Source organism: Herbidospora sp. RD11066, assembly GCF_054661255.1.
The window spans coordinates 297,604-313,552 of record NZ_BAAGDO010000004.1 but is presented as its reverse complement, the minus strand read 5'-3'; the positions used below and the strand labels follow the sequence as shown (position 1 = coordinate 313,552).

The window sequence follows — 15,949 nt, the reverse complement described above, 5'->3', positions numbered from 1 at the left end:
CCGCACAAGCCGCTCATTGGGTGCTCACCCGAGGATCCAGGACCGCGTACAGCAGGTCGGCCATCAGTGTGAACACGATCACCCCTAGGGAGAAGAGCAGGAACACCGCCTGCAACAAGGGGATGTCGGGCCCGCGCAGCGCCTCTGCGGTGAGCAGTCCCAGACCCGGCCACGAGAACACGTACTCGACCGTGATGGCCCCGCCGATCACGAAACCGAGGTTGAGGAAGATGAGCGTCATGGTCGGCAGCAGCGCGTTGGGCACCGCGTGCCGCCGCCGCACCAGGTCCTCACGCAGACCTTTCGCGCGGGCGAGCGTGAGGTAGTCCTGCCGCAGCTCGTCGACCAGCGACGCCCGCATGATCGAGGTGTATTCGGCCAGGTAGACGATGGCCAGAGCGGTCACCGGCAGCACCAGATGCCAGAGTGTGTCCGCCGCGACGGCGAAGAAGCCGGTCACGCCGACCGAGTTGATGCCGCCGCTCGGGAAGAACGGCAGCCACATGATCAGCATCATGCCGACCCAGAACTCCGGCATCGCGTAGAGCGTGTTGGTCGCCCCGGTCGTGATCCGGTCGAACCGCGACCCCCGCCGCCACCCGCTCCGGATCCCCAGCCACACCCCCGCGAGCGCCGCCACCAGCACAGCGGTCCCGACGAGCAGCACGGTAGGCCAGACCCGTTCGCCGATGATGTCCCAGACGGGCCGGTTGAACCGGGTCGAGTTGATCGTCGAGGCGAAGGGGTTCCCCAGATACTCCACGAACTGCTCGCCGATGGGCCGGTTGAGCTGCTGACGCAGCCTGATGAGCTGGTCGGGCGACATGTTCCGGCCGCGGGTGTAGAGGCCGATCGGGTCGCCCGGCAGCAGCCGGAACAGGAAGAAGTTGAAGACCACGACGAACAGCAGCGTGCCGACCGACCAGCCGACCTTCTTCAGGACGTAGCCGCGCACCGCCTCACTCCCGGTCGTCGGCGGAGACGGTGGACCGCCGCCGCAGCACCAGGAACCCGGCGCCGCCGATGACGAGCACCCCGATGACGATCGCGACGATCAGCCCGACACTGGTACCCGAATCAGACGAAACGGCCGTCTGCTCTTCGGTCGCCGTGTTCGGAGCCATCGTCAGATACGAGTGGATGCCGTACTGGAACAGCAGTGACCCGTCCGGTGAGGGCTGGGCGGTGAAGCCGGTCCAGCGGTCGCTGCGGTAGGCGACCAGGTCGTCGTAGTAATAGGTGATCGCGTAGGCGGCGTCGTCGTACACGAGCTGCTGCATCTGCTTGGCGAGTTCGGCCCGCTTGGTCCGGTCGGTCTCGCCGGCCTGCTCCTCGTAGAGCTTGTCGTAGGCGTCGTTGCAGTAGAACGAGTCGGACAGGTCGGCGTAGATCGCGTCGCCGTCCTGGTAGCTGCGCTTGCCGCAGGTGAAGACCGACATCTGGTAGTCGGGGTCGGGTTCGACGACCCAGCCCCACTCGAACATGTCGTAGTTCCCCTGGCCGATGACCTCGGTCAGCGTGTCCTCCGACATCACCTTGACGGTGACGTCGATGCCGATCTCCTTCAGCCAGCTCTTCACGAACTCGGCGGTGCTCTGCGAGTCCTGCGACTCCTGCCGGGCGAACAGCCGCAGCCCGAACCGGGTGCCGTCGGCCTTCTTCGGGAACCCGGCCTCGTCGAGCAGCTGGTTCGCCTTGGCCAGGTCGAAGTTCTGCGGCGCGGGGGGCGTGTAGTGCAGCAGCGGATAGACCGGCGGGATGAACGAGTCACCGGGCGAGCCGTGCCCGTTGAGCACCCGGTCGACGAGGGTCTGCCGGTCGATGGCGTGCGAGATGGCCAGCCGCACCTGCTTGTTCTTCAGCGCCTCGTGGCCGTCGCCGATCGCGGTGCCGTCGGCCAGGGCCGCGCCGGTGTTGAACGCGATCTCGTTGAACCCGGAGTACTTGGAGCTGCGGGTCGTCACGCCCGGCTTGCCGTTCAGCGAGTTGAAGACGTTGCTCTGGAGGTCGTAGGCGAAGTCGATCTCGCCTCTGACCAGGGCCTGCGCCTCGGCGTCGGCGTTGGTGAACACCCGGAAGACCAGTTCGTCGAACTTCGGCGCGCCCTGCCAGTAGTTCTTGTTCGCGGCGAACCGGATGTACTGCCCCTTGCGCCGCTCGACCAGTTGGAAGGGCCCTGAGCCGACGACCGGCTGACCGTTCAAAGGCTCGTTCGCGTACGACTTGACCTCGTCGCCGTCGACGTCCTTCCAGACGTGTTCGGGGAGGATCGGCACGGCCAGCCGTTCCATGATCGGGGTCGGCTGTTTGACGTGCAGGACGAGCGTGGTGTCGTCGGTCGCCTCGGCCTTGTCGATGTTGGCGACATAGTTGCCGTAGTTGGTCTGCTCGAAGTCGCCGTCGATGATCCGGTTGAAGGTGTACGCCGCGTCGCGGGCGGTCAGCGGCTGCCCGTCCGACCACTTCACCCCGGCTCTGATCTTGTACGTCCACGACTTCTTGTCCGGCGCCTCGCTGTAGGACTCGGCGAGGGACGGCTGCGGGGAGACGTCCTTGGCGCTGGAGGTGGTGAGGTAGTCGTACATGAGCGCGTAGGTCTCATACGCCTCCACGACGATGCCCGTGAACGGGTTCGTGGAGTCGACGTCCGACTGGATGCCGATGGTGAAGGTCGTCTTCGGGGCGGGCGCCGGGCTGATCGGGGTCGATAGGAGCCCTCCGGCCAGTGCGAAGGTCAGTACTTTAACGACGAAATGGTGCATATCGTCCTCCGGGGGCGGGAGTGGCTCCAAATCGGTACTGTCCTGCCATGACACACCCGGTAGTGCACAAACTGCACGGCATCGAGCGCATCGACGACCACGCCTGGATGAGAGACCCCGAGGCGGTACGAGATGCGCTCGTCTCCGAGCGGCGGCGCTACGAGTCCCGGATCGCCCACACCGCCCCCTTTCGGCAGCATCTCGCAGCCATAATGGCTGGACGGACGCCTGAGACTGAGTCCTCAGTCAGTTGGCGCCATGGGGCCTTTGTCTACTACACGCGAATTGTCACCGGAAGAGAGTTCGGTGAATTCAGACGAAAGCGTGATGGTGCCGACCAGCTGATCCTCGACCTCGACTCCTTCGGCGAGTACGTCGAACTGGGTGTGCGCGAGGTGTCCCCCGACGGGCGGTGGCTGGCCTATTCGGTCGACGTGACCGGCGACGAGGTCTACGACCTGCGCTTCCGGAATCTCGACACGATGGAGGACCTGCCCGTCACCATCGGCGGCACCTACTACACGGGCGGCTGGGCCGACGGCTGGTTCTACTACACGGTGGTCGACGCGGTGTACCGCCCGTGTGAGGTGCGGCGATACGACCTGGAGACGGGCACCGACGAACTGGTGCTGCGCGAGGGCGACCGCCGCTTCGAGCTGACCGTCAACGCGACCCGGTCGGGCACCCACCTGCTGATCACCGCCGCCAACCGTGACACGACCGAGGTGTGGTCGGTCGTCGACGGCCTGCCCGAGTCGGTCGGCGGGCGGCGTCCGGGCATCGAATACCGCTGCGACGCGACCCTCGACGGCCTGGTGACCTGGACCGACGACGGCCACCCGGAGTTCCGCGTGGTCGGCGTGCCGCCGCTGCCCGGGGAGCGGATCCACCAGGTCGACTGCTTCGACGGCCACAAGGTGCTGACGCTGCGCCGGGGCGGCGACCCGTTACTGCGGGTCCTCGGCGACGACGGCACGTCCTACGAGGTGCATCCCCCGGTGCCGTGCGGGCGGATCGCCCTCGTGCACAACCACGACTACGCGACCGAGACGGTGATCTTCGAGACGGGGTCGTACAGCGAACCCACGCAGTGGTGGCGGCTGACCCTCGCGACCGGCGCGCGCGAGCTCATCAAAGAGAACGACCGCCACGACGGCTACGTCAGCGAACGCCTCTGGGCCCCCGCCGACGACGGCGCCGCCATCCCCGTCACGGTCGTCCGCCGCACCGACACGCCCCTCGACGGAACGGTCCCGTGCCTCCTCTACGGCTACGGCGCCTACGAGGCGGTCTTCGACCCGACCTGGGACGCCGCACTGTCGGCCTTCCTCGACCAGGGCGCCGTCTTCGCCCACGCCCACATCCGGGGCGGCGGCGAGATGGGCCGTGCCTGGTGGCAGGCCGGGAGACTGTCCCGCAAGACCACGACCTTCACCGACCACATCGCCGCCGCCGAACACCTGCTCGACGGCCACGTCTCGAAGATCGCCACCCGGGGACTGTCGGCCGGGGGCCTTCTCCAGGCCGCCGTGTACGGAATGCGCCCCGACCTCTGGTCAGCAGTCGTGGCCGAGGTCCCGTTCGTGGACGTCGTCACCACCATGCTCGACGACACCATCCCCCTGACCGTCAACGAGTGGGACGAATGGGGCGACCCCCGCCACGTCGAGGACTTCACGTGGATGCTCGCCTACTCCCCCTACGACAACATCCCGACCGGCGACCTGCCCCCGCTCCTGGTGACGGGAGCCGTCAACGACCCCCGCGTCCTGGTCCACGAACCGGCCAAATGGGTGGCCGCCCTGCGTGCGCAGGGAGCCGACCCCCTGTTCCGCGTGGAGGTCGAGGACGGCGGCCACTCGGGCCCACCCGGCCGCTACGCCCACCTGCACTACGAGGCGGAGATCTTCTCCTTCGTCCTCGAAGCGTTCAAGAACACGTGAACGACCCCACCCGCGAGCAGCCCCCAGAACGCGGCCCCCACCCCGAGGAAGCTCACCCCTGAGGCGGTCACCAGGAACGTGATGATGGCCGCCTCCCCCTGGATGTTCCTGATCGCCGAGGTGAGCGCCCCTAGCAGCGCCAGCCCCGCGACCCCCTGGATCAGCACCGGCGGCGACTGCACCACGAACGAGGTCGCCACGGCGGCCGACAGCCCCAGCCCGATCATCCCGCCCCCCGAAGTGGTCGACGCGATCCACCGCCGCGCGGGATCGGGCTCGGCGTCGGGCCCCGCCGACAGCGCCGCCGAAATGGCCGCGAGGTTCACCGCGTGCCCCCCGAACGGCGCCGCCACGGCGGACGCGACCCCGGTGACCCGCAGCGCCGCCGAGAACGGCACCTGGTAGCCGAACCCCGCCATCACCGCCATCCCCGGGACGTTCTGCGACGCCATGGTCACCAGGAACAGCGGCAGCGCGATCGACACGACCCCCTGCACCGTGAACTGCGGCGCGGTGAAGACGGGCTGCGGCCACCCCGCGTCAACGGGCGCCGCGATGAGCACGATCGCCACGATCAGCGCGGCCGGCACCGCCCACGTGCGGGCGAACCGCATGAGCACCAGCCAGACCAGCACGACCGGCACCGCCAGCGCGGGCACCTCCACGACGGCCCTGACCGGCGCCAGGCACAGATCGAGCAGCACCCCCGCCAGCATCGCGGCGGCGATGGGCTGCGGAATCGCCGCGATCCACCGCCCCAGCGGCGTGAACAGCCCGGCCACGACGATGAGCGCCGCCGAGACGAGGAACGCCCCCACCGCGACCGCGAACCCACCCTCGACCGCCCCGGTCGAGGCGAGCAGCGCGGCCCCCGGCGTCGACCAGGCGATGACGATCGGCATCCGATACCGCAGCGACAGCCAGATCGACCCCGCCCCCACGGCCAGGCACGCCGCCAGCAGCCCCGAGGCGGCCTGGACCGGCGTGGCCCCCACCGCCTGGAACCCGGCGAGCAGGATCGCGAACGAACTCGCGAACCCCACGACGGCGGTGACGATCCCCGCGACGATCGGCTGAACCATGGGCCACACCTCCCCGTTCCATAAACGGAACGCCTGCGATGTGAGGGAGGATAGCCCGCGTGGACGCCCAAGGGATAGCCCGCCGCCTCAGAGACCTCCGCGAGGCGAAGGGCGTGTCGCTGTCCGCCCTGGCCCGGTCGGCGGGGGTGGGCAAGGCGACGATGTCCGGCCTGGAGACGGGCACCCGCAACCCGACCATGGAGACGCTGTGGAAGGTCGCGGCGGCCCTGGAGGTCCCGCTGACCGCGCTGCTGTCGTCACCGGCCGTCCTTCCCGACGTCGCCGTCGAAGGCAGGCTGCTCGAATCGTTCACCGAGGCGGGGGCGACCTATGAGCTCTACCGCCTGGTGATCAAGGCGGGCGGCTCGCAGGTGTCACCCGCCCACGGAGCCGAGGTGACCGAACACCTGACCATCTTCACCGGCTCGGCGGAGGTCGGGCCCGTCGGATCCCCGCTCCGGGGAGGCCCGGGAGATCACTTGGTGTTCACCGCGAGCACGCCGCACCTCTACTCGGCGGGCGCGGAAGACGTCCAGGCGAGCCTGCTGATCCGGTATCCGGCCTGACATGCTGCCCACCGACGAAGAAATCCGCGCGCTGCACGAGAAATACGCGCCGACACAAGAAGCCTTCGACCTCGTCTACACCCACTGCGTCATCGTGTCGGACATCGCGCGGCGGCTTCTCATCCCCGAGGTCCACGATGCGGAGCTGGTGCGCGTCGGCGCCCTCCTCCATGACATCGGCGTCTACCGCCTCAATGGGGCGCCCTATATCCAGCACGGAATTCTCGGCCACGAACTCCTTAAAGCCGAAGGCTTCCCCGAAGTCCTCTGCCGCTTCTGCTCCCATCACACCGGCGTCGGCCTCACCTGCGATGACGTGCGGAAACAGAACCTCCCGATTCCGGTGGCCGATTATCTGGCCGAGTCACCCGAGGAGGAACTCGTCATGTACGCCGACAATTTCCACAGCAAATCCAGCCCACCCCGCTTCGTCTCCGCCGACGACTACGAAGCCCGCATCAGGCGTTTCGGCGAAGACAAGGCAGCGGCCTTCCGGGCGATGCGCGAGAAATACGGCGTCCCCGAGCTCTAGAGCGTCTCGCGCAGCTCCCGCTTGAGAATCTTCCCGACCGCGTTCCGGGGCAGCGCCTCGACGACTTCCAAACGCTCCGGCAGTTTGTACGACGCGATTCCGGCGTCCTGAAGGAACGAGACCACCGACTCCAGGGTGATCGTCGACTCCGGCTTGACGACCACCATCGCGCAGGCCTTCTCGCTCAGCACCGCGTCGGGGTAGCCGACGACGGCGACCTCGGCGATCGAGGGATGTCCGGCCAGCAGCGCCTCGACCTCGGCGGGCGCGATGTTCATCCCGCCGCGGATGATCAGATCCTTGGCCCGGTCGACATAGCGCAGGTAGCGGCCCTGGGCGAGCTCGAAGACGTCGCCGGTGATCAGGTAGCCCTCGTCGTCGAACGGGTCGGCCTCGGCGGTCCCGGCGAGGTATCCGGCGAAGACCGTCGGGCCCGACAGGCGCAGCTCGCCCGGGATGCCCTCTTCGGTGACCTCGACGCCGTCGTGGGAGAAGAGCTTGACCGAGGTGCCGCCGAGCGTGCCGGGCCAGGAGGTGCCGGGGGCGTCGGGGCGGGGAAAGTAGCGGGCGCGGTCGTCGGGGTCGGGCATCGTCTCGGGGTCCGACAGGAGCGCGATGCCCTCGTTCGAGCCGAAGAAGTTGATGATCGCGATGCCGTATTTCTCCTGCCAGCCGCGCACCATCGGTGGTGGCAGCGGCGCCGAGCCCGAGCCGATCCGGGTGAGCGAGGAGATGTCGAACTGGCCGAGCACCTCGGGCTTGTGCAGCAGCATCGTCAGCAGCGCGGGCGGCGCGAGGGTGTAGGTGACCCGCTCGGTGGAGACCTGCGTGAGGTAGACGGGCAGGTCGAACGGGTGGTGCTGGATGAGCGCGAAGCCGGTGCGCAGCCACGGCATGAAGACGCCGCCGATGCCGGCCATGTTGACCATCGGGAACGGGTTGAGCACGACGTCGGCGGCGTCGAGCCCGACCGCGTCGGCGCAGGTCCAGCCGACGGCGCCCCAGTCGTAGTGGCAGCGCGGCACGCCCTTGGGGGTGGCCTCGGTGCCGGAGGTCCAGCAGATGGTCACGCAGTCGTTGGGGTCGACCGTCAGCCCGGCGAGGTGCCCGGCCAGCTTCCCGGCGTCGCCGGTCGCGGTCTCCAGGTCGCCGCCCCACTCAAGGACCGTCTCCACACCGATCTCGTGGACGACCTCCGCCCGGTCGGCGGACGTCACGAACACCGAGGCGGCGGCAAGAGGGGTCAGCTGCGCCAGTTCGTAGCGCCGATATTGCACCGGGAACGGCGTGACGATCGCCCCGATGCGCACCACGGCCAGAACCGTCACGGCCAGCTCGACCGAGTTCGGGAGCTGCACCGCCACCACGTCGGACGCCGCAACTCCACGGTCGACAAGGACGGCCGCAACCCGGTCGACCTCGGCGTCGAGCTCGGCCCACGTCAGCCGTTTGGGGGCGGAACCCCCCATGAGAGCGGCCTTGTTGGGCGGGTCGGCCACGGCCAAGGCGTCGGGCCGCTCGGCAACCCGGGCCCGCAACATTCCGTCAATGGTGTCGTCAGTCCACCACCCGGCGGAGGTGTAGCGCTCGACGACGTCTTTCGCGTGCAGCCTCATACCGGACTCCCGGGTCTTTGATTGTGCCCGGAACATTAGGCAACCCCGTCTCCAGGGTCAACGAGTTTCGTCTGATTCATGTGGGTTAGGCGGAAGAGATCAGAAAGGAGGCGACACATGGACCGCCGCACCACCGTCGAGCCGGATCAGGACCTGGACGTGATCATCGTGCTGACCCGCCAGCACGCCCTGATCAGGGATCTGTTCGATGAAGTGGAGCGCAGTCTGCCGGCCGACCGCAGGGAGACCTTCGGACGGCTGGGTCGGCTGCTGGCCGTACATGAGGAGGCCGAGGAGACCGTCGTCCATCCGGTCGCGCTGTCCCGCCTGAACGGCGGGGCGGAGATCGTCGGGAGCCGGAAGGCGGAGACGCGGAAGATCAGGGAACTGCTGGCGAGCCTGGACCCCGATTCGCCCGACTTCACACGTGACTTAGAGGTACTCCGGGCGTGGGTGTTCGCGCACGTGACCGCGGAGGAGAGGTACGAGTACGCCGCACTCGACTCGATGACCAGCGCGGCCGAGCGGCACGCGATGGCCGAAAAGGTGAGGGAGACCTTCAGGCACTGATGTCGAAGTGCACCTCGCGGCGGGCCAGCACGCCGCCGCAGGCGGTGCAGAGCAACACGGGAGCGAGCCCGGCGCCGCAGGACTTGTGGGTGATGTCGAGTCTGGAGCCCGGCGGCGTCGGCAGCTCGCGCTGGGCCCAGTCGACGAGGAACGCGAAGACCTCGAAGAAGGCCAGCCCCTTGTCGGTGAGGCGGTAGCCGGTCTCGCACGGGCGGAAGACGCCGAGGTCCACGAAGCGGCGCAGCCGGTCGGTCAGCACCGAGGGCGCGATGCCCATCTCGGCCTGGAAGTCGCCGAAGCGCTTCACCCCGAGGAAGGCGGCGGCCAGCACGTGGGTGGACCACCGGTCGCCGAGGATCTCCATGGCGTCGGGGCAGTAGCCGAGGTAGTCGGGCCGGGGGGCGCTGGTGCGGCGGTGCTGCCGGGGCGCGTGGGCGCTGGCGAAGGTGGCGTTCGGGCCCCGCACGGTGTGGGTCGCGCGGGCGGTCATCACCTGGAGGCAGTGGCCGCAGCCGAGCACGGGCCGCGATTCGTAGCCGCAGGAGTCGTGGATCAGCGGGGGCAGCTCGCGGTCGGTCCAGTCGCGTTCCCACGAATAGATGGCGACCAGCAGCGACCACAGGTCGAGGCCGCGCTGCGTGAGGCGGTATTCGTAACGGAGGCGGCCGTTGCGGTAGGCGGCGGTCTCGAAGATGCCGCAGGCCACGAGTTCCTTGAGGCGGGAGGCCAGCACCGACTCGCTGATGCCCAGTTCGTCGCGCCACCCGGCGAAGGTGCGGACGTGGAGCAGGAAGGCCCGCTGGAGGATCATCAGGACCCATCGGTCACCGAGGATCGTGAGTGCCTGACCGATCGGGGTGAGCCGCTCTTCGACCGAGGCCGAAGGTGGTGCGACCGTCAGGGTGGCCTCAGGCATGAGATTCCTGACAGGTGGTGCTGTGCATGTTTCCCCGCGCTTACTGGATGAACCCGAATATCCCACTCTAAGGGCACATTGACGAGCTGACTTCTCTTTCCGTAGCGTCCGTGTATGAAAGTTCTGGACGAATCCGGCGAAGACAACCCATACCTCCTCGGGGTGTACGCGCCCGTCCATGAGGAGCTCACCGCCGACCAGCTCACGGTGATCGGCGAGATCCCGTCCGACCTCAACGGGGTCTACCTGCGGAACGGTCCGAACGCGCGGTTCCCGATGGCCGGCCGCTACCACTGGTTCGACGGCGACGGCATGGTCCACGCCGTCCACTTCGAGAACGGCACCGCCCGCTACCGCAACCGGTGGGTGCGCACGAAGGCGTTCGAGGCCGAGAGCGCGGCCGGGCGCTCGCTGTGGACCGGGGTCATGGAGAACCCCAAGGCCAACCCGTTCGGCAACACGCGCGGCCTCAACCTGAAGGACTCCTCGAACACCGACATCGTGTTCCACCAGGGCCGCCTGCTCACGACGTGGTACCTGTGCGGGACGCCGTACACGATGGACCCCCTCTCCCTTGAGACGCTCGGCACCCAGACCTTCCTCGACACGCTGACCGGCGACGTCATGGCCCATCCGAAGGTCGACGAGCGGACCGGCGAGCTGTTCTGGTTCGACTACGGGCCCAAACCGCCCTATCTCCGGTACGGAGTGGTCGGCCCCCAGGGCACCGTCGAGCACGTGGTCGACCTCGACCTGCCGGGCGCCCGGCTCCCCCACGACATGGCGATCACCGACAATTACGCGGTCCTGATGGACCTGCCGCTGTTCCAGGACCTCGACGCCGCCCGCCAGGGCCGCTACAAGCTGACCTTCGACCGGTCGCTGCCGTCGCGGTTCGGCGTGATCCCCAAGCGCGGCCGGGCCGACCAGATCAGATGGTTCGAGGCGAAGCCGTGCTACATCTACCACGTGGTCAACGCGTGGGAGGAGGGCGACGAGATCGTCATGGACGTCTGCCGCGTCGGCCGCCCCGCTCCCGCGGGCTCCGGCAGCGCGCTGGCCCGCATGATCAGCTACCTGAAGCTCGACGCGCGGATGTACCGCTACCGCTTCAACCTGCTCACCGGCGCGACGTCGGAGACCTACGTCGACGGCGACCACAACACCGAGTTCCCGTCGATCGACCAGCGCCTGGTCGGGCGGAAGTCGCGCTACGCCTACAACGTCTCGGTGAAGCAGGCCCCCACCAACCTGTTCGACGGCCTGGTGAAGTACGACAACCTCACCGGCGCGAAACAGACCTATTACTACGGCGACCACCGCTACGGCAGCGAGGCCCCCTTCGCCCCCCGCGACAACTCCAAGGGCGAAGACGACGGCTACCTCGTCTCCTTCGTCACCGACGAGCGCGAGGGGAAGTCAGAGGTGCAGATCCTCGACGCATCCGACATCACCAAGGGCCCGGTGGCACGGGTACTGCTCCCGCAGCGCGTGCCCCTCGGCTTCCACGCCACCTGGGTGCGGGCAGACCAGCTCTGAACCCGCACCTGTTTGAGGAGATCGGCACCACATGCTCAGCGTTTCCCTCGGCCTTTGGCAGGACCGGCCGGCTTCCGAGGCCCTGCTCACCGCCAAGGCCGCCGACGAGCTCGGCTATCCCGAGCTCTGGGTGGGCGAGATGGCCACCTACGACGCCTTCGCGCTCGGCACCGCCATCGGCCTGGCCACCGAGCGGATCGGGCTGACCCTCGGACCCTTCGCCGTCGCGGTCCGCGATCCGATGATGATCGCGATGGGCGTGGCCTCGGTCGCGGATCTCGTCCAGAGAGAAATCAACGTGGCGATCGGCACGTCGAGCCCTCTCGTGGTGGAGAAGTGGCATGGGCGCCCCCATGCGGGTTCCGCGAAAGCGCTGGCCGACCAGGTCGAGGTGCTGCGCGGGCTCCTTAATGGCGAAAAATCGGGACATGCTCGCTCCGACGGCTACCGCCTGAGGCTGAACGCACCGCGATCGACGATCACCGTGGCGGCCTTCGGCCCCCAGGCTGTAAGAATTGCCGCCACGGCCGACCGCATGGTGCTCAACCTGATCACCCCGGCCTCGGCCGCCCGTCTGATCAGTGACTTCCGGGCCGCCGGCGGCAAGCGGGTGACCGCCTGGGTGACCGCCTCCGTGCACAAGGACGCGGCCGCGATCGAGCAGCTCCGCCGGGCCGTCGTCGGCTATCTGGCCGCCCCGGGCTACGGCGAGATGTTCGCCGAAGCCGGGTTCGGCGACGTCGTCGCGTTCGCGCGGACCCGGCCGCACCCGCGTGAGCTGCTTGCCAGAATCCCCGACGAGCTGCTCGAATCGGTGGGACTGCTCGGCGACACCATCGAGAAGAGGCAGGCCGAATACCGTGACGCCGGGGTCGACGAGATAGCCGTGGTGCCCGTGAGCACGGACAACGACCCGGGGGGCGCCACAACGCTCAGGGAACTGCGGGCTCTGGGCGCGCGTTGAGGATCCATCGTCCAGTATTGAGATGTATCGCGAATGATCCGAAGGGGCCCCAATGTCGCCACTTGCCAAGTACTACATCGGTGCGGGCATCGGCTCGCTCATCGCCATCTGGCTGCTGCCCAACCTGATCGCCTTCTTGGTGGTGGCAGGGCTCCTCGGGGCGCCCGTCGTCGCCTGGTTCATGCTCGACGAATCGCAGCGGCGCCGGATCCTGCGGCTCCGGCGCAAGGGCATCGGCCGCTAACTCAGGCCGTGGCCACCTGGGCGTGAACCCGGTCGGTGACCCGTCGTTCGAAGTAGAACGACAGGAACGGCACCGTTCCGGCGAGCATCACGCCCAGGATGTAGCCCCACGACCAGCGGGCCTTCAGGCCCAGGTTGATGGTGGCGACCAGATAGATCATGTAGAGGAAGCCGTGGATCGGCGAGATGATCTGCGAAGGCCCGGGGATGTCGAACCCGTAGCGCAGGACCATTCCGGTCACGAGCACGAGCAGCATGCAGCCCACGATGTAGGCCATGACTCGAAACGGCTTGAGGGCGGATTCCACGGTCACGTCTCCGGATCGGGTTCGGGGTCATCAGATCGTACGGCGTCGCGGACGAAGTGGAACCACATGTAGACGGCGAACGCCGCGAAGATCCACCACTGGGCCGCGTAGGCCAGGTTGCGCCAGGTCAGCGCGGCCCCCACGGCGGGGGCGGGCACGGCCACCGGGGTGGCCGACAGGGCGGGCGTCTGTTCGGTGGCCACCACGAAGCCGTCGCGCAGGTCGCCGCTCCACAGGTTGAGCAGCTCGGCCGTCGAGACGGTCGCGACCTGCCCGGTGGGCAACACGCCGCCGCGCTGCACCGCGTCCGACTGGTCGGGGGCCCGCAGGCGGCCGGTGACGTTCACCTGACCGGCGGGGACGGCCGCCCCCGGATCGTCGGGCGAGGCCACCCAGCCGCGGACGACCGGCATGGTCGAGCCGTCGGTGAGGGTCAGCGGGGTGAGCAGCCAGAACCCGGCTCCGGCCGAGGCCCGGCCGCCGGGGGCGGCCACGTCGGGCTCGCGGTCGGCGACCAGCAACTGCGCGGTGGAGTCGTAGGTGCCGGTGGCGGTGACCCTGCGGCCGATCTCGTCGGTGGTGACGCGCTCGCCCGGGGCGCTGAGCTCGGTCAGCGCGACGGGAGCCGGGTCGGCGGCGGCCCGGGGTCGCCCGGAGTCGGTGAAGACGCCGAGCTGCCAGCGGCCGAGCAGGATGAAGGCCACCAGAACCCCGATCACCAGCAGGTGGAGGCCCACCAGCCGGGGGGAGAACAGGGTGCGCAGCATGACTCACAAGGTATCCGTCATGCACACCGGTCCCGGCCATGGGGCCGGATTCGGCAAAACTAGCAATAACGACATATTGGTGTCTCGTGGGCATGGTGTGTCGCTAGAGTTCGTGACATGTCTGACCCACAGGTTGACCCGGCCGGGAACACGCAGGCCTTCCGGGCCTTCGCCCGTAACCAGGAAGAGGCCGCGCAGCAGGTTGAAAAGCAGGAGTCGTCGCGCCTGCCCCTCTACATCGCCCTGGGCGTCGCCCTGGTGATCGTGGTGGCTGTCGTCGGCTACTTCTTCCTCGCCTGAGGCCAGCCTCCACATGCAGAACCGCCGGCGACCGCGCCCGCCGGCGGTTTTGACATGCCCTTGTAGCTAGTCCTTCACGACCAGCGCGCTGCCCCCGCCACGGCGGGTGGGCTCGGCGACGGCCTGGATCTTGCCGTGCCGGAGGAACTCCAGCGCGGTCGCGGCGCCGATCTCCGGAGTGAGCGCGAACGTGTGACCCTTGGCGGTCAGCTCGGCGCCGTATTTGTCGATGAAGGCCTGTTCGGCCTGGGTCGCCGCGATGTTGCGCTGCGAGGCGCGCGGGGCGGCCAGGGCGTCGGGCAGCGACATGCCGAACGTGAAGCGGTTGAGCAGGATCTGCAGCACGGTCGTGATGATCGTCGCGCCGCCGGGTGAACCGACCGCGAGCAGCGGCTTTCCGTCCTTCAGCACGATCGTCGGCGCCATCGAGGAACGCGGGCGCTTGCCGGGGGCGGGCAGGTTCGGGTCGGCGGGGGCCGGGCCGAAGGTGAAGTCGGTCAGCTCGTTGTTGAGCAGGATCCCCCGGTTGGGGACGACGATCCCGGCGCCGCCGGTCTGCTCGATGGTGATGTTGTACGCCGCCACGTTGCCCCACCGGTCGGTGGCGACCAGATGCGTGGTCTCGGGGCCTTCCGGCTGCTGCTCCTTGGATTCCGGCGCGGGAGCCGGTGCGGCGCAGGGGCCGTAGGCGCCGTCGGGCTGGCCGGGGGCGGCCGGGTGGGGCAGCGCGGTGTCACCGATGAGACAGGCGCGCTCCTTGCCGAAGCCCTCCGAGAGGATCTCCTTCAGCGGCACCCGCACGAAGTTGGGGTCGCCCACGTAGGCGTTGCGGTCGGCGAAGGCCAGGCGGCTGGCGTTCAGGTAGTCGCCCAGGTCGGCCGGGCCGACGTTCTCCAGGATGTTGAGCGCCTCACCGACCGTCGACCCGCCGGACGACGGCGGGGCCATGCCGTAGACGTCGAGGCCGTTCCAGCGGACCTTGGTCGGCTCGGGGGTGAGCGCCTTGTAGGACCGCAGGTCGGAGACCTCCATCAGGCCGGGCCGGACGTTCCGGGTCGAGCCGGGGGTGACGGGCGGGGTCTTGACGGTGGCGACGATCTCCTGGCCGAGCCTGCCGCCGTACAGCCACGAGGGGCCCTTGTCGGCGAGTTCCTGGTAGGTGCGGGCCAGGTCGGGGTTCCTGAACGTCGAGCCGACCGGGGGCGGGGCGCCGTTCGGGAGGTACAACGAGGCCGTGGAGGTGAAGTCGGCGAAGCGGGCCGCGTTGGCGGCGGTCTGGTCGTAGAAGGTCTGGTCGACGACGAAGCCCTTGCGGGCCAGGTCGGCGGCGGGCTTGAGGGCCTTCTTCAGCGACAGCGTGCCGTAGCGGCGCAGCGCCAGATCCCACTGGGCGACGCTGCCGGGCACTCCGACCGAGAGGCCGCTGGTGACGGCCTGGTCGAAGGGGATGCCCTCGAAGGTCGTCGAGACCATCTTCGCGGGGGCGGTCTCGCGGCCGTCGATGTTGATCACCCGCCGGGAGCGGGAGTCGTAGTAGACGATGAAGCCGCCTCCGGCCAGACCTGCCGAGTAGGGCTCGGTCACGCCGAGGGCGGCGGCTCCGGCGACCACGGCGTCCATGGCGTTGCCGCCGTTCTTCAGGACGTCCAGCGCGATCTTGCTGGCGTCGAGGTCGACGGTGGCCACGGCGCCGCCGTACCCCTCCGCGACCGGTTTCTTCTCCACTTGGGGCCGTGCCTGGGCGGGGGGCGCGACGAGCGCGCCCATCACGACGATCCCGAGCGCGGCGCCTGTGACGCGTCTCATGGCCACCTCCACTTTGTGATCATCCAAGGATGACC

16 protein-coding genes are annotated in these 15,949 nt (G+C 68.7%); 8 read left to right on the top strand and 8 right to left on the bottom strand.

Features of this window, described 5'->3' with window-relative positions; genetic code table 11:
- Window positions 1-13: 13 nt before the first annotated feature.
- Together ACYQ78_RS18250 and ACYQ78_RS18245 are read right to left on the bottom strand one after the other, a co-directional pair.
- Window positions 14-955 (bottom strand): ABC transporter permease, encoded by a 942-nt coding sequence (locus ACYQ78_RS18250; protein WP_459802040.1) that lies wholly within the window; start codon window positions 953-955, stop codon window positions 14-16.
- Between the two features lie 4 nt (window positions 956-959).
- Window positions 960-2,762, bottom strand: coding sequence for an ABC transporter substrate-binding protein (locus ACYQ78_RS18245; RefSeq protein ID WP_459802039.1), 1,803 nt, complete (start codon window positions 2,760-2,762; stop codon window positions 960-962).
- 47 nt (window positions 2,763-2,809) lie between these two features.
- On the opposite strand from ACYQ78_RS18245, the gene ACYQ78_RS18240 reads away from it, so the two are divergent.
- Window positions 2,810-4,705: a prolyl oligopeptidase family serine peptidase gene (locus tag ACYQ78_RS18240; protein WP_459802038.1), complete on the top strand. Its 1,896-nt coding sequence runs from the start codon at window positions 2,810-2,812 to the stop codon at window positions 4,703-4,705.
- Here ACYQ78_RS18240 and ACYQ78_RS18235 read toward each other — a convergent pair.
- Entirely contained in the window at window positions 4,654-5,787 is a 1,134-nt protein-coding gene (locus ACYQ78_RS18235) for a benzoate/H(+) symporter BenE family transporter (protein ID WP_459802037.1), read from the bottom strand. The two genes, ACYQ78_RS18240 and ACYQ78_RS18235, sit on opposite strands and share 52 nt — an antisense overlap.
- A 59-nt stretch (window positions 5,788-5,846) precedes the next feature.
- Between ACYQ78_RS18235 and ACYQ78_RS18230 the strand changes: the two genes are divergently transcribed.
- Together ACYQ78_RS18230 and ACYQ78_RS18225 are read left to right on the top strand one after the other, a co-directional pair.
- A complete protein-coding gene (locus ACYQ78_RS18230; RefSeq protein ID WP_459802036.1) occupies window positions 5,847-6,353 on the top strand; it encodes a helix-turn-helix domain-containing protein in 507 nt (168 codons plus the stop codon).
- 1 nt (window position 6,354) lies between these two features.
- On the top strand, window positions 6,355-6,885 hold the full coding sequence (locus tag ACYQ78_RS18225; RefSeq protein WP_459802035.1) for an HD domain-containing protein: 531 nt from the start codon (window positions 6,355-6,357) through the stop codon (window positions 6,883-6,885).
- Here the strand turns inward: ACYQ78_RS18225 and ACYQ78_RS18220 are convergent.
- The gene (locus ACYQ78_RS18220; protein WP_459802034.1) at window positions 6,882-8,501 is read right to left on the bottom strand and encodes a class I adenylate-forming enzyme family protein; all 1,620 of its coding nucleotides are present in this window, start codon (window positions 8,499-8,501) and stop codon (window positions 6,882-6,884) included. The two genes, ACYQ78_RS18225 and ACYQ78_RS18220, sit on opposite strands and share 4 nt — an antisense overlap.
- Before the next feature lie 117 nt (window positions 8,502-8,618).
- Between ACYQ78_RS18220 and ACYQ78_RS18215 the strand changes: the two genes are divergently transcribed.
- Window positions 8,619-9,071 carry a hemerythrin domain-containing protein gene (locus tag ACYQ78_RS18215; protein WP_459802033.1) on the top strand — a complete coding sequence of 151 codons (453 nt, stop codon included), beginning with the start codon at window positions 8,619-8,621 and terminating at the stop codon, window positions 9,069-9,071.
- Here ACYQ78_RS18215 and ACYQ78_RS18210 read toward each other — a convergent pair.
- Entirely contained in the window at window positions 9,061-9,987 is a 927-nt protein-coding gene (locus tag ACYQ78_RS18210; RefSeq protein ID WP_459802032.1) for a winged helix-turn-helix transcriptional regulator, read from the bottom strand. The genes ACYQ78_RS18215 and ACYQ78_RS18210 overlap by 11 nt on opposite strands.
- A 114-nt stretch (window positions 9,988-10,101) precedes the next feature.
- Here ACYQ78_RS18210 and ACYQ78_RS18205 point away from each other — a divergent pair, with 114 nt between their 5' ends.
- The 3 genes from ACYQ78_RS18205 to ACYQ78_RS18195 are packed head-to-tail and all read left to right on the top strand — an operon-like array spanning window position 10,102 to window position 12,734.
- The gene (locus tag ACYQ78_RS18205; protein ID WP_459802031.1) at window positions 10,102-11,526 is read left to right on the top strand and encodes a carotenoid oxygenase family protein; all 1,425 of its coding nucleotides are present in this window, start codon (window positions 10,102-10,104) and stop codon (window positions 11,524-11,526) included.
- 31 nt (window positions 11,527-11,557) lie between these two features.
- Window positions 11,558-12,490 (top strand): LLM class F420-dependent oxidoreductase, encoded by a 933-nt coding sequence (locus tag ACYQ78_RS18200; RefSeq protein ID WP_459802030.1) that lies wholly within the window; start codon window positions 11,558-11,560, stop codon window positions 12,488-12,490.
- A 52-nt stretch (window positions 12,491-12,542) separates the two neighbouring features.
- Window positions 12,543-12,734, top strand: coding sequence for a hypothetical protein (locus ACYQ78_RS18195; RefSeq protein WP_066372860.1), 192 nt, complete (start codon window positions 12,543-12,545; stop codon window positions 12,732-12,734).
- A gap of 1 nt (window position 12,735) precedes the next feature.
- On the opposite strand, the gene ACYQ78_RS18190 is transcribed toward ACYQ78_RS18195, so the two are convergent.
- Together ACYQ78_RS18190 and ACYQ78_RS18185 are read right to left on the bottom strand one after the other, a co-directional pair.
- Window positions 12,736-13,041 (bottom strand): DUF3817 domain-containing protein, encoded by a 306-nt coding sequence (locus ACYQ78_RS18190; RefSeq protein WP_459802415.1) that lies wholly within the window; start codon window positions 13,039-13,041, stop codon window positions 12,736-12,738.
- Between the two features lie 2 nt (window positions 13,042-13,043).
- Complete coding sequence (locus ACYQ78_RS18185) at window positions 13,044-13,808, bottom strand: SURF1 family protein (RefSeq protein WP_459802029.1); 765 nt, start codon at window positions 13,806-13,808, stop codon at window positions 13,044-13,046.
- Window positions 13,809-13,925: 117 nt separating this feature from the next.
- On the opposite strand from ACYQ78_RS18185, the gene ACYQ78_RS18180 reads away from it, so the two are divergent.
- Window positions 13,926-14,108, top strand: coding sequence for a hypothetical protein (locus ACYQ78_RS18180; RefSeq protein ID WP_459802028.1), 183 nt, complete (start codon window positions 13,926-13,928; stop codon window positions 14,106-14,108).
- A gap of 66 nt (window positions 14,109-14,174) precedes the next feature.
- Here ACYQ78_RS18180 and ggt read toward each other — a convergent pair whose 3' ends face one another.
- Window positions 14,175-15,914 carry a gamma-glutamyltransferase gene (gene ggt, locus ACYQ78_RS18175; RefSeq protein WP_459802027.1) on the bottom strand — a complete coding sequence of 580 codons (1,740 nt, stop codon included), beginning with the start codon at window positions 15,912-15,914 and terminating at the stop codon, window positions 14,175-14,177.
- Between the last annotated feature and the right edge of the window lie 35 nt (window positions 15,915-15,949).